Source organism: Bradyrhizobium ottawaense, from assembly GCF_002278135.3.
Taxonomy (GTDB): Bacteria; Pseudomonadota; Alphaproteobacteria; order Rhizobiales; family Xanthobacteraceae; genus Bradyrhizobium; species Bradyrhizobium ottawaense.
The window spans coordinates 2,419,104-2,430,987 of sequence record NZ_CP029425.2 but is presented as its reverse complement, the minus strand read 5'-3'; the positions used below and the strand labels follow the sequence as shown (position 1 = coordinate 2,430,987).

General features: G+C 65.8%; 9 protein-coding genes and 1 pseudogene. 3 read left to right on the top strand and 7 right to left on the bottom strand.

Translation table 11 applies throughout. The features are described from left to right. Positions 1 to 5: 5 nt before the first annotated feature. From CIT37_RS11530 to CIT37_RS11515, 4 genes are all read right to left on the bottom strand, one after another. Entirely contained in the window at positions 6 to 248 is a 243-nt protein-coding gene (locus CIT37_RS11530; protein WP_028145473.1) for a hypothetical protein, read from the bottom strand. A 47-nt stretch (positions 249 to 295) separates the two neighbouring features. Then, entirely contained in the window at positions 296 to 1,417 is a 1,122-nt protein-coding gene (locus CIT37_RS11525) for a DUF2336 domain-containing protein (RefSeq protein ID WP_028145474.1), read from the bottom strand. Positions 1,418 to 1,787: 370 nt separating this feature from the next. Further along, positions 1,788 to 5,399: an AsmA family protein gene (locus CIT37_RS11520; protein ID WP_095426092.1), complete on the bottom strand. Its 3,612-nt coding sequence runs from the start codon at positions 5,397 to 5,399 to the stop codon at positions 1,788 to 1,790. Positions 5,400 to 5,541: 142 nt separating this feature from the next. Beyond that, complete coding sequence (locus tag CIT37_RS11515) at positions 5,542 to 6,774, bottom strand: cytochrome P450 (protein WP_161966378.1); 1,233 nt, start codon at positions 6,772 to 6,774, stop codon at positions 5,542 to 5,544. A gap of 132 nt (positions 6,775 to 6,906) precedes the next feature. Here CIT37_RS11515 and CIT37_RS11510 point away from each other — a divergent pair, with 132 nt between their 5' ends. Next, complete coding sequence (locus CIT37_RS11510; RefSeq protein ID WP_028145477.1) at positions 6,907 to 7,518, top strand: TetR/AcrR family transcriptional regulator; 612 nt, start codon at positions 6,907 to 6,909, stop codon at positions 7,516 to 7,518. Between the two features lie 161 nt (positions 7,519 to 7,679). Here the strand turns inward: CIT37_RS11510 and rpsU are convergent, their stop codons facing one another. Then, positions 7,680 to 7,955, bottom strand: coding sequence for a 30S ribosomal protein S21 (rpsU, locus tag CIT37_RS11505; protein ID WP_028145478.1), 276 nt, complete (start codon positions 7,953 to 7,955; stop codon positions 7,680 to 7,682). A gap of 442 nt (positions 7,956 to 8,397) precedes the next feature. Between rpsU and CIT37_RS11500 the strand changes: the two genes are divergently transcribed. Then, positions 8,398 to 8,607 carry a cold-shock protein gene (locus CIT37_RS11500; protein WP_028145479.1) on the top strand — a complete coding sequence of 70 codons (210 nt, stop codon included), beginning with the start codon at positions 8,398 to 8,400 and terminating at the stop codon, positions 8,605 to 8,607. Between the two features lie 90 nt (positions 8,608 to 8,697). Beyond that, a complete protein-coding gene (locus CIT37_RS11495) occupies positions 8,698 to 8,907 on the top strand; it encodes a hypothetical protein (RefSeq protein WP_404514737.1) in 210 nt (69 codons plus the stop codon). A gap of 77 nt (positions 8,908 to 8,984) precedes the next feature. Here CIT37_RS11495 and CIT37_RS11490 read toward each other — a convergent pair whose 3' ends face one another. Both CIT37_RS11490 and CIT37_RS11485 read right to left on the bottom strand, forming a co-directional pair. Next, positions 8,985 to 9,179, bottom strand: a complete 195-nt coding sequence (locus CIT37_RS11490) for a DUF6894 family protein (RefSeq protein ID WP_244429102.1) — start codon at positions 9,177 to 9,179, stop codon at positions 8,985 to 8,987. A gap of 104 nt (positions 9,180 to 9,283) precedes the next feature. Next, positions 9,284 to 11,865: pseudogene (locus CIT37_RS11485) on the bottom strand (EAL domain-containing protein). Between the last annotated feature and the right edge of the window lie 19 nt (positions 11,866 to 11,884).

Genomic DNA, 11,884 nt, shown 5'->3' with positions numbered 1-11,884 from the left:
GCAGCTTACCGGAAATACCCCAGCACGAGATCGATGTCCGAGCTTCCGGCCACCGTGCCGTTCAGCTCGGCGTCGATGACACGCCGGCAGGCGTCGATCGCGGCGTGGTCGCCGAGGTCGTTGGCGGCCTCCAGCACGAGCCAGGCGGCGTCCACCGACGCCTTGTCGGGCGCTCCCGCGCCGAGATCGGCGGTCACGGCGCTGTTGAGGTTCTTCTTGCGAACCGCGGTGCCGAATTGAGGCAACATTGCAAATACTCCCCTTTGAAGTCCGGGACGATGCTCAGTGCACCTGTTCAGTGGACCTGAAGCTCGGGCTGACGGCCGCCCGCGGTGGAATCGCCGGCGGTCTTGCGCGACTGGTAGAACTTCAAGACGCTGCGCGAGGTCTCGATCTTCAGCCGGCCGAAATCCCGCTCGTTGTCGTGCAGCTCGCGCGCCGTGATCAGATGATCCTTGGCGCCGAGGAACAGCAGCGACATGGTCGTGTCCCAGGAGAAGTCGAGCGCCTTGCACAGCACCAGAATCATCTCGCGGTTGCGGTCCATCATCGCGCGCTCGATCACGTCGACCGGCAGCGCCGACAGCAGCGACAGGCCGATCTGCACCTCGTCGAAGCGGTGCTGGCGCGCATAGTTCGAGATCGAATCCTGGTTGAGGTTGCCCTGGCGATACTGCGTCGTCACCACGCGCTTGGCGACGAAATAGCTGCGCGAGGACGGGCCGAACTTGGACTGAAGATCGCCGGTGACCTCGGTCACCGAGCTCTGGATCTGCGCCATCATTTCGGGCCGCTCGGTCTCGAGGCGGCGGCGGACGTCTTCCGACGCCTTCGAGATCAGCTGCTGGAAGATGTGGCGCGGCACGTCCTTGCGCAGGCCGAGCTGCTCGGCGAGGATCGAATCGCCTTCGGCGCGGCGGACCATGTGCAACAGGCCCGAACCGGAGAAGCGCGCGCCCTCGTTCCTGGCCACCGAGGTCACGACCTCCTGATCGCCGCGCTTGACCAGCACGTCGGTGACGGCCTCGCCGATCGATTTGCGCTGGGCGATTGCGAGTAGATGCGATTGGCCCTTGGTCATGGCGCTCTCGACCAGCATCTTCTCGTCGAGACGAGTGGAGTCGCGCAGCACGGGACCGGCGACCTCGATCTCGTCGTCGAGCGCCAGCTTTTCGATGACGTTGAGCGGAGCATGATCGCATGCCGACATCAGCTCCGAGAGCTGCGCGCGCGCGGCGACCTCGATCTCGTCGGCGAGCCGCCCGATGACCTCGCCGAACATGCTGATCTCGTCGTCGCTGTAGCGGCCGGTGATCAGAATGTCGGTCGCATGCCACAACGCCTTCGCCCGGCTCTCGTCAGTGCCGCGCGCGATCGCGTCGTCCAGATCCTGTAGAAGCGTTTTCGCCCCGTTCATCTCGATAACCCCAGTTCTTGGCGAGTAATTCTTGGCAGTTCTTTTGGCGCGGCGTCCCGCCGCTCGTGGCGGGACACCGGATTCCTCTGGGAACTGACGCTAGAGATCAAACGCGAGAATTCGGTAAAATCGGCAAATCAGTTTTGCCGGGCAAAATTCATTCAAATGCGAGGGAATGGATTCACGGACGGACAAGGCGGCTCGGAAGGTGCGCTCCCTCTCTCGCTTGCGGGAGAGGGTTGGGGAGAGGCTGTCTCAACGGAGAGACTCCCAATGTGGAGAGAGCCCCCACCCGGTGCTTCGCGCCGACCTCCCCCGCAAGCGGGAGAGGTTGCACCGAGCCCGCGCGTTCATCTCACTAAAGTCACCCTTACGGATTCTGCGGCGTCAGGACCAGCGGCGGCTTCGGCTTGGGCTTGGCGGGCGGCGGACCCGGTGCAGGCTTCACGTCGATGGCCGGCGGCAGCGGCGCAAGCTGTTGGGCGAGCGGCGGGCTTGGCGCGGCGGGCGCGGCCTGCGGGGCCTTTGGCAGCGGCGCGGCTTTCGGCTTTGACGGTGCGCGGCGCGGATCCTGGCCCGGCAGCGGCACATTGACCGGCGCCTGCTCCGGCGCGGGATCGGGCGAGACCAGCGTCGGCAGCGCGGCGGTCGCCGGCGGCGGCTCGCCGCGCTCGATGGCGTCGAGCCGGCGCGTCTCGCGGTCGATCGTGCGCACCGCAAGCCACGACGACAGCGGCGCAAGGTCGATCGTGCGATTGAGCCTGTCGGGCGGGCCCGCCGCGAACAGCTGGATTTCGGGCGGCGCGCCGGAGAGCCCGGTCATGATCGGCGTCAGGCTGGCGCGGATGTCGGCCTGATCGGCGGGAATGTCGTAGCCGCCGGAGACGATGGCGCGGGCATTCTTCGCTTCGAGCGGGGTCGCGCCGACGCGTAAGCGTCCGTCGCGGATCGTGAACGGGATCTGCGCCGAGGCCACCGCGATCGGCGCGGCGGCAAGCGCGGGCTCGACGAGCTGCCGCAGGCGGTTGTCGTCGGCGACCTGGCCACCGTCGCTGGCGCGGATGGCGATCTCGAAGGCGCGCGGATTGAGGCCGCCGATTTCCGCGGAGTCCAGCGTCACCGTGCCGTTGCCGGCGAGCGCGCCGGTGAGCGCCGCGACGCTGCGGCCCTGGCTGGTCAGCGCCATCTGCACCGTGGCGCGCCCCTTCGGCAGCGCGAGATCGCGATAGCGCAGCGTCGCCGCATCGACATTGCTGAGATCGATGCGCGCGTTCAGCGCAAGACCATTCGCGCCGTTGCGTGCGTCGAAGCTCGCCGACATCTCGCCGCCACTGAGGCCGCCCTTCAGCGCATCGAGTGCGAGCGACTGGCCGTCGCTTCGAAGCGTGCCGCCGAACGGGCGCAGCTCGATGCCACCGGGCAACATCCCGCGCAGCGCCTGGAAAGCGATGCGGCCGCGCCAGCCGCCCAACAACCCCGCACTCAGCGGCTCGCCGGACTCGTGCCCGGCGGCGCCGATCGCCATCGCGAGCGCGGGCGCCAGATCGAGCGTATCGAGGCCGACTTCGCCGTCGACGCTCCTTTCCTGATCGAGCGTCACCGCAAGATGACCGCGCAAATGCGAGCCGGCCGCGTTGCCGTCGAGATCGTCGAAGGTCAGGCGGTTGCCGGAGAGCGTGAGGCGGGAGGACAGGCTCACGGCCTGCATCGATTTGTCGGCCGGGCTGGTCCCGAACAGCGGCGCCAGATTGGCCTTGCGCACGCGCAGATTCACGCTGGCTTTCGACTCCGACAATTCGACGCTGCCCTGCGCATCGGCGTCCAGCCCGCCGCCGCTGAGCTTGGCATTCAATTGCAACGGCCGCCGCCACGCTCCGGTCAGCTTGCCTTCGAATTGCGAAGCGCCCTCGCCTGCAGCCACCACGCGATCGAGCCCGAGCAGCACCAGCAGCGCGCCGGCCTGCGGGGCCGATACCTTCGAGTCCAGCGTGAAGTCGCTGTTGCGCAATTTGTCGATATCGACGCCGTTGACCGCCGCCGCCGGCATCTGCGCGGCCAGCGTCGCCGTCGCCTTGAGCTGCGGCGCGTCGAGATCAAGCACGGCGCGGGCATTGCTGCGATCGGCATGCTCGGCATTCTTGTCGAGGCTGAGATCGAGCTTGAGGCGGGTCGCGCCTGGCAATGACGGGATGGCATCGAAACGCGCGCGCACCGCGGGCGCAAACGGCTCGACTAACGCGGTGAGCTCGCGCAGCGAATTGGCCGAGGATTTCAGCGCGAGCTTGCCGGTGGCTTTGGTGCGGTCGAAGCTGCCGCTTGCCTCCGTGGTCACGCCGCTGGCCTGGCCGAAGCGCAGCTGCTGCAGCGACAGCGATGCGGGGCCGAAAGCGAGCTTTGCCGCGAACGGCCGCAGCTCCTGGCCGGCGGAGATCGCGCGGCCGATATCGAGCGAGAGCTTTGCCTCTTCCGGCCATTCGACTTGGGGCCCCGCAAGCGCGCGCACGAAGCTTGCGGCGGCATCGAGGTTGAGACGGTCGGCTTTGAGCTCGGCGTCGATCCGCGAGCCCTTGCTCGCGCCTGTTTGCACGAAGGCGATGCGGCCCTCGACGGTGCCGCCTTCGATGTCGGCCTTCAGCCTGTCGATGGCGAGATGGTTGGCGGCGATCGTCACGTCGCCGGCAAGACGCAGCGGCCGCGTGCTGCGGCGGTTGATCTCGCTGCGGCCCTGGAGCCAGGCCACCAGCGCGTCAGGATCGGAGGATTCGACGCTGAGACGGCCGCTGAAACTGTCGGCGCCCGGGGCTGCGCCGTTGAGCGAGAGCTGCGTCATGCCGGGCGCGCGCAGCTCGAGCCGCTGGAACGTCCAGGATCGTCCATCGGTCTGAAGCTCGGCCGCGATGTTCTGCAGCGGGCGGCCACCGAGCATGATCTGGTCGGAGTTGAACTCGATCTGCGCCGGGATCGGCGCCTGCGGAATGGCAGCCAGCCCCGCGCGCAGCGCCGGCAGGATGCGGAGCGGCTCGGCATCGTCCTTGCCCGCGAGCTTGTCGGCATCGACCTGGCGCGCCGACAGCACCGCGCGCAGCAGCGGCGCGGCGCCGAATCTGAGGTCGCCGACGCCGCCGAGCTTCAGCGCATTGTCTTCAGCGCCGAAGTTCGCGTCGATCTGCTCGAACTTCGCGCCGGCCGGATCCGCCTTGAGCTTGGTCGTGAGCTTCCACGGCGTCGGACCCGCCTCGCCCGCCTTCTTGACCGTCGGCACGGCCAGCGTCAGCGCACCGTCGAATTTCGGCAGGCGGTTGTCGAAGGCGAGCACGCCTTCGAGATCGGCGAGGATGGCGCGCTCGCCGGGATCGATGTTGAGGTGGAGACGGGTGGCGCTGCCGTCGGCGCTCGGGCCCGACGAGACGCGGAACGGATAGCGCACCCCGGCGGCGGTGAATCTGCCGTCGCCGCGCACCGAGCCCGCGAGCGAGCGGACGTCGCCGGAGAAGGCGATGTCGTTCAGCTCCAGCGTCGAGCGGCTGGCGGCATCGTGAAGCGCAATGCGGCCGGTGAGATTCAGCCGCTCGATGGCGAGGGAGGCCAGATTGAAGGTGCCGCTCGCGGTGGAGGGCAAATCGACCCGCCCCCGGGCATCGAGGCCGAGGTCGACCGCCATGCCGCCCACCGAAAGCTCGGTGGCGCGCCATTCGCCGCGCATCAAGGAGCCCAGGCTGAACTCGACGTCGAGCTTGTCGGCGCGCAGGCGACCGAGATCGTTGTTGCCGCCGAAGGTGACCTGGCGCAGCCGCAGCGTCGGCGCCGGCAACAGCCGCGCGTCGAGCTCGCCCGCGACCCGCACCGGTACGCCGATGATCTTGCCAGCCTCCGCCTCAAACTGGGGCCTGAACTGGTTCCAGTCGACGTAGTAAGGCCCGATCAGCGCGGCCAGCAGCGCAATGATGAAGGCAATCGCCAATCCGAGCAGCGTCGTCTGCACGGGTCTCCCCTCGGCCAAACCGGCATCCGGACCAAACCCTGGCCTTAGTGGACTTCAGGCGCGCCGGAACAGCCCCTTATATAGAGGGAAGTGTGGCGAAGTCACAGCGACTGTTGCGCGCGGAGGTTAATGCCGGGCCGCCTCACCAGCTCGCCGGCAGCCGCTTGAGGCCACGCAGCACGAAGGTCGGCCGCCATTCCGGGTTTTCGACGTCGTCGATGCGCAGATCGGGCAGCCGCCGCAGCAGGGTGGCAATGGCGATCTCGGCCTCGATGCGCGCCAATTGGGCACCCAGGCAGAAATGGATGCCGCCGCCGAACGACAACGGTTTCACGTTCTGGCGGGTAACATCGAGCCGGTCCGGCCGGTCAGGATAGACTGCGGGATCGCGGTTGGCCGAGCCCAGCAGGCACAGCACGGTCTCGCCCTTGGGGATCCTCTTGCCGCCGAGATCCTCGATCTCCTCCAGCGCGACGCGGCCGGTCATCTGCACCGAGGAATCGTAGCGCAAAAATTCCTCGATCGCGCCTTCCATCAGCTCGGGGCGCGCCTTGAGCAGCGCAAGCTGGTCCGGATTGCGGTGGAGCGCCAAAAGGCCGTTGCCGATCAGGTTCACCGTGGTCTCGTGGCCGGCGCCGAACAACAGGATGATGTTGGCGGTCAGCTCCTCGTTTGTGAGCTTGTTGCCGTCCTCCTCGGCCTGCACCAGCTGGGTGGTGAGATCGTCCCCGGGATTTTTGCGGCGCAGCTCGAACAGCTGCTGGAAATACATCTGCGCCATCAGGTTGCCCTCGTTGCCCTTCCTGATCTCCTCGGCAGTGAGGGGCACGGGGTCGAGTAGCCGGCCGCCGTCACGCGAGCTCTTGTAGAAGACCTCGCGATGGTCCTCGGGGATGCCGAGCATCTCGCAGATGATGGTGACGGGCAGGCGGAAGGCGAAATCCTCGATCAGGTCCATGTGGCCGCGATCGATCACGGCATCGATGGCCTGGTCGACGATCGCCTGGATGCGCGGCCGCATGTCCTCGACCCGGCGCGCGGTGAAGGCCTTTACGACGAGGCCGCGCAGGCGGGTGTGATCCGGCGGATCGGCCTGCAGCATCCAATGGCTCATGCTGCGGAACACTGGCTCGTCCATGATCTTCTCGCCATAGCGGCGCGTCGTGCGCTCGACGAAATCCTTGCCGAAGCGCTTGTCGCGCATCACGAGGCTGACGTCGGCGTGGCGACTGGTGACGAACTGGCCGAACGGCGTCACGTGGATCGGATCGATCGTGCGCAGCCGGTCATAGTGCGGATAGGGATCGCGGATGAAGTCCGGCGACAGCGGGTTGAACAGCGGCGCGCCGCCGGCGCCTTGCACGTGCTCGTTCATGGTGACCTCAAAATTGGTTGCCGATGACACGAATACGCCGATCGCAGCCCCACTGCCCGGCGCAACCATCCCCAAGATTTATCAACTCGATACATTGTTGTATCGAGTTGCATTCTGCCCTAACCTCATCCGATGTCAAGGCTGAGAACCAGGCCGACCAGGGACGACACGCGCGACAAATTGTTCGAGGCGGCCGCGCGCGTGTTCGAGGAGGACGGCATCGGCGGCGCCAGCATCGAGGCGATCGCGGCGGCGGCGGGCTTCACCCGCGGCGCGTTCTATTCCAACTTTAGAAGCAAGGACGAGCTGATCATCGCCATGCTCGAGGACCATGTCGAGCAGTCGATCCGGCGCAACCTCGACATCCTTGCCCGGCACGACAATCTCGACGACTTCATCGCGGCGTTGAAAGCGATGGACCGCACCAGGCAGGATCCCCTCGCCCGCTCGCCGCTCCTGCACATGGAGATGATCCTGTTCGTCGCCCGCGCCGAGAAGCGCCGCCCCGAGCTCGCCAAACGCCTGCGCGCGCGGCGCAAGCTGGTGGCCGACATCGTCGAGGCGACGTTGAAGAGCAACGGACGGAACGACAATCTGAACCCGCCCTGGATGGCCTCCGTCGTGCTGGCGCTCGAAGACGGCTTTCGCCTGCACCGGCTGATCGATCCCGAGACGACGCCCGCGGACAGCTTTCTGCGCGCGATCACGGATTTGCGGCGGAGGACGGGGCTGGCATCGGAGTAAAGTCCTGTCGCTATTGAACGACAGCCCTGCCCCTGAAATTCTCGGCCGCCCGGCATCGTGCTACGCGGCATCGATTTCAGGCCATAGAGCACGGCAACACCGCGACGCCCGATGCAAGGCAGAAGGCCCCGGTATCGCCGTCACATGGTCCAAGGTCTTCTCTACTCCGTCCGTGCTTTGACTTCCGGCAAGGGCGGCTTGCGTTCAAAGGGCTTCTTTTTCGGCGGCGCGGGCAGCAACCCCTCCCTGATCGCCTGCTTCCGGGCAAGCTTGCGGGCGCGACGAATCGCTTCAGATTTCTCGCGGGTCTTTCTCTCGGACGGCTTTTCATAGGAACGCCGTTGTTTCATTTCCCGGAAGACGCCCTCGCGCTGCATCTTCTTCTTGAGAACACGGAGTGCCTGCTCAACATTGTTGTCCCTGACAAGTACGTGCAATTGATCCTCCTGACTGAGGCTGCGAATGCGACACGTCCTGCCGGCAGCCAAATTGCGCAGGAGCTTCATTGCGATTTTTGAGGATAGTAGCGGCGACACTCGTCGCGGCTTCGGACGAGCCGATCCTGCCTGTCACGGCGAAGCAGCTTGGTGAGGTCCACGTGACCATTGTCGTGCAGCGCTGTCAATCAACAACGGCTTGCTTACAGGTCGGCAGACACACGCGAAACCGTCTCGATGGGGAGCACCCAGAACTGCTCCGCAACAACAAGCCGCCTTCGCTCCTTGCAAAATCCCGAAAGCCCCTTATATCGAGATGATTCGATTAGCCGCTGTGCCTTGTTGAATGCGCCCGCGGGCTCCTTTTCCGACGACATCGACGAAGTTGAAGATAACCGCGTGATCGTCACGTGGAACGCGTTTGCGCGCTTTGGAGAAGAAGATGACGACAGGTACCGTCAAGTGGTTCAACGGCCAAAAGGGCTTCGGTTTCATTCAACCCAACGACGGCAGCAATGATGTGTTCGTTCACATCAGCGCTGTTGAGAGAGCTGGCCTTGCCGGCCTCGCAGAGGGGCAAAAGGTCAACTTCGAGACCAAGACCGACAAGATGCGAGGTAAAGTCAGCGCCGAGAACCTCTCGCTGGCTTGATATCGTGGCGCCGTTTCACGGATGTACTGAAACGGTCGTTTTGCCCGCTCAATCTCCGGATTGAGCGGGTTTGGTTGTTTGCGGGGCCGGGTGAGAGTCAAACTGGACGGCGGAACCATCACCTTCCTTCCTGCGTTTGGCGCAAGCCGGAAGACGTGCCGGCTTGCCACCACATTCAACACGCAGAAGCAGGCCTTCAGCTACCTCCAGAAGCATCGCACGGAGTTCGAGCGTATGGCGCGGGTGCGCCTCGCTTCAGGGGAACTCGAAGACGGGATCATCGTGCTTTCGCTGCTCTAGCCAGACCCATCAGCGGGCATGCCGCTTGTGGTGATCTCAATTGACCGGCTGGTCTCTTACGCAGACGGATATCGCTCTCAACACCAGACCGCTCGCATCCCGGACATTGATGGCCAGGCCATCGCTGCTGGCGACGGCTCAAGCTGCTTGGCAATGTCGGCAAGAGACAACGCGGCCTCGACCTCCGCGGCCCGTCGGCTGGCCAGATCCAGGCCTTCTTCGTCTACGACGATCGCTTCACCGTCCCAGATGTCGAAGTAGAATTGCGACATCTAGGGCCCCCCTCAGAGATGGCGGTGCCCATGCGGCGGACGCCGCGGGACCAAACCGCCGGCCGCCGATGTGTTCCTACCGGCTGGGAATATCTCAAAGGCAACTAGGCCGACTTCCGCACAGCGTCGCTCTCCGCCGCCGTCACATCCAGTCGCCCCAGCATCGCCCTCGCCTGCTCGGCGCAGTGCTCGATCAGCCAGCGCTCGAAGGCAACGGGGGGAAGTGCGGGTGCGTAGAAGAAGCCCTGCACGACGTCGCAGCCGAGCTCGGCCAAAGTCTTGCGCTGGCCTTCGGTCTCAACGCCCTCGGCGACGACGGTCATGCCGAGGCCCTGACCGACGCGCACCACCGCGGTGGCGATCGCAAGCGCGCTGGCGTCACGCTCGATGTCGCGCATAAAACTGCGGTCGATCTTCAATTCGCGGATCGGCAGATGCGCGAGACGGCTGAGGCTGGAATAGCCGGTACCGAAATCGTCCAACGAGAGCCCAACGCCGAGCTCGCGGATCGCGTTCATGGTCTCGAGCGCGGCGACGCCATCCTGCATGAATGCGCCTTCGGTGATCTCCAGCATCAAAGCGTCCGCCGGCAGATCGTATTCGGCGAGGATGTCCTTGAGCCGCGCCGCCAGCGTGACGTTGCGGAAATTGATCGGCGACAGGTTGACCGACACGCAAGGGATGTTGAGCCCGGCGCGGCGCCAGCTCGCCATCTGCCGGCAGGCCTCGCGCACCGACCACAGGCCGATCTGCTCGATCAGGCCGCATTCCTCGGCGAGCGGGATAAATTTTGCCGGCGAGACGTCGCCGAGCACGGCATCGCGCCAGCGCGACAGCGCCTCGACGCCGTGGATGGCGCCGTCGCAGCTGCGGATCTGCGGCTGGTAGCTGAGAGTCAGCGCGCTTTCGGCGATGGCACGGCGGAGCGCCGCGATCAGCGCCAGCCGCTGCTCGGTGAGCCCGTTCATCTCGGCGCTGAAGATACGATAGGTCGAGCGGCCCGCCTGCTTGGCCATGTACATGGCGGCATCGGCCTGCTGCATCAGGGTGTCGATGTCGGTAGCATGGTCGGGATAGAGGCTGATGCCGATGCTGGCCGACATCGGCATCAGCTTCGATCCAAGCTTCAAGGGTGCAGCCAGCGCCTCCGTGATGTCGGCCGCGACGCGCGCGGCGCTCTCGGCGTTGCGTTGCGGGAGCAGGATGACGAACTCGTCGCCGCCGAGCCGTCCCAGCATGTCCTCCGGGCCGATCTGCTCGCGCAGGCGCTGGGCGAGCTGGATCAGGAGCTCGTCGCCGGCGGCATGACCGAGCGTGTCGTTGACGTCCTTGAAATGATCAACGTCGAGGAAAGCGAGCGCGACGTGGCTGCCGGTCGGGCAGGCATCGATCGCCGTAGTGATCAGGTTCCGCAGCTGCGCGCGGTTCGGCAGGCCGGTGAGGATGTCGTGATAGGCGAGCCGCGCGATCTCGGCGCGCGCTTCCTTGCGCTCGATCGCGAAGGCGCCGAGATTGACGCAGGCCTCGACGATACGCCGGTGCCAATTGCTCGGCGCGCGGCTTTCTCGATAGTAGAAGGCGAAGGTCGCAATGACCCGGCCGTCCTTGGCCTTGACCGGGGTCGACCAGCAGGCGCGCAGGCCGATCGCGAGCGGCATGGCCTTGTAGGGCTGCCAGCGCGGATCGGTCTCCAGATCGGTCGCCAGCACCGGTTCGCCGTAGAAGGCGGCGGTGCCGCAGGAGCCGACATCGGGCCGATGGCCACGCCGTCCAGCGCGCGGGAATAATCATCGGGCAGGCTCGGGCCGCCGAGCGGATGGATCAGGCCCGCGGCATCGACGTGAAGCAACGAGCAGACCACGTGGGGCGCGATCTCCTCGACGCGACGGCACAGCCTGTCGGCGATCTCGCCGATCGGCACCTCGTCGGCGAGCGCGCCCATGATGAGCTGCTGCAACGAGCGCAGCTGCTTGGTTTCGGTGATGTCCTCGAGCAGCGCGAAGATGTGCCTGACCCGGCCCTTCATGTCGCGGAAGGCATCGATCCGGGCGCAGACCCAGATCTCCTCGCCGTCCTTGTCGTAGGCCAGCACCTCGGCTTCGCCGCGGCGACCGCCATGCATCAGGCGCTTGATGAGCTTCGCGATCGCCTTGCGATCGGTGTGCCGGCCGGCAATCAGCTCGCCTGCGCGGCGGCCCTCGGCCTCCGCGTCGGTGTAGCCGAACAGCGTCGTGAAGGCGGAATTGACGTAGACGATGTTCTGCTCGGTGTCGCTGATGATCACCGCCCGGTTGGTCTGGTCGGAGACAGCGTGGAGAAGCCCGATCCTGACGCGGCGCTCGGCTTCGATGGTGACGTCGCGCGCAAACACGATGTAATGATTGGCGCCGCCGATTTTCACGGAAGACAGCGCGATAGCCGCCCTGATGCGGCTGCCGTCACAGCGCACGAGACTGATCTCGTCCCGGAGATCGGTCACCTGCTCGGCCTGGAAGCCCTTGAGGGTGAGAATCTCGGCATCGCGACCGAGCACGTCGGTGCGCGCCAGCTTCCAGATGCGCTCCGCGGCGGCGTTGAAATGCGTGATGCGATGGGCGTCATCGACGATGACGACGCCATCCTCGGCGCGTTCGAGCGCGGCTCGCAGCACGTCCGGAATTTCAGTGAGACAATCGAAGGCGGACATCGTTTGACCCGGCGATAGC

Bases quoted from the DNA above. Each gene is read 5' to 3' on its own strand.
- CIT37_RS11525 (WP_028145474.1), bottom strand. From the start codon at position 1,417: ATGAACGGGGCGAAAACGCTTCTACAGGATCTGGACGACGCGATCGCG.
- CIT37_RS11510 (WP_028145477.1), top strand. From the start codon at position 6,907: ATGTCAAGGCTGAGAACCAGGCCGACCAGGGACGACACGCGCGACAAA.
- CIT37_RS11515 (WP_161966378.1), bottom strand. From the start codon at position 6,774: ATGAACGAGCACGTGCAAGGCGCCGGCGGCGCGCCGCTGTTCAACCCG.
- CIT37_RS11530 (WP_028145473.1), bottom strand. From the start codon at position 248: ATGTTGCCTCAATTCGGCACCGCGGTTCGCAAGAAGAACCTCAACAGC.
- CIT37_RS11500 (WP_028145479.1), top strand. From the start codon at position 8,398: ATGACGACAGGTACCGTCAAGTGGTTCAACGGCCAAAAGGGCTTCGGT.
- CIT37_RS11490 (WP_244429102.1), bottom strand. From the start codon at position 9,179: ATGTCGCAATTCTACTTCGACATCTGGGACGGTGAAGCGATCGTCGTA.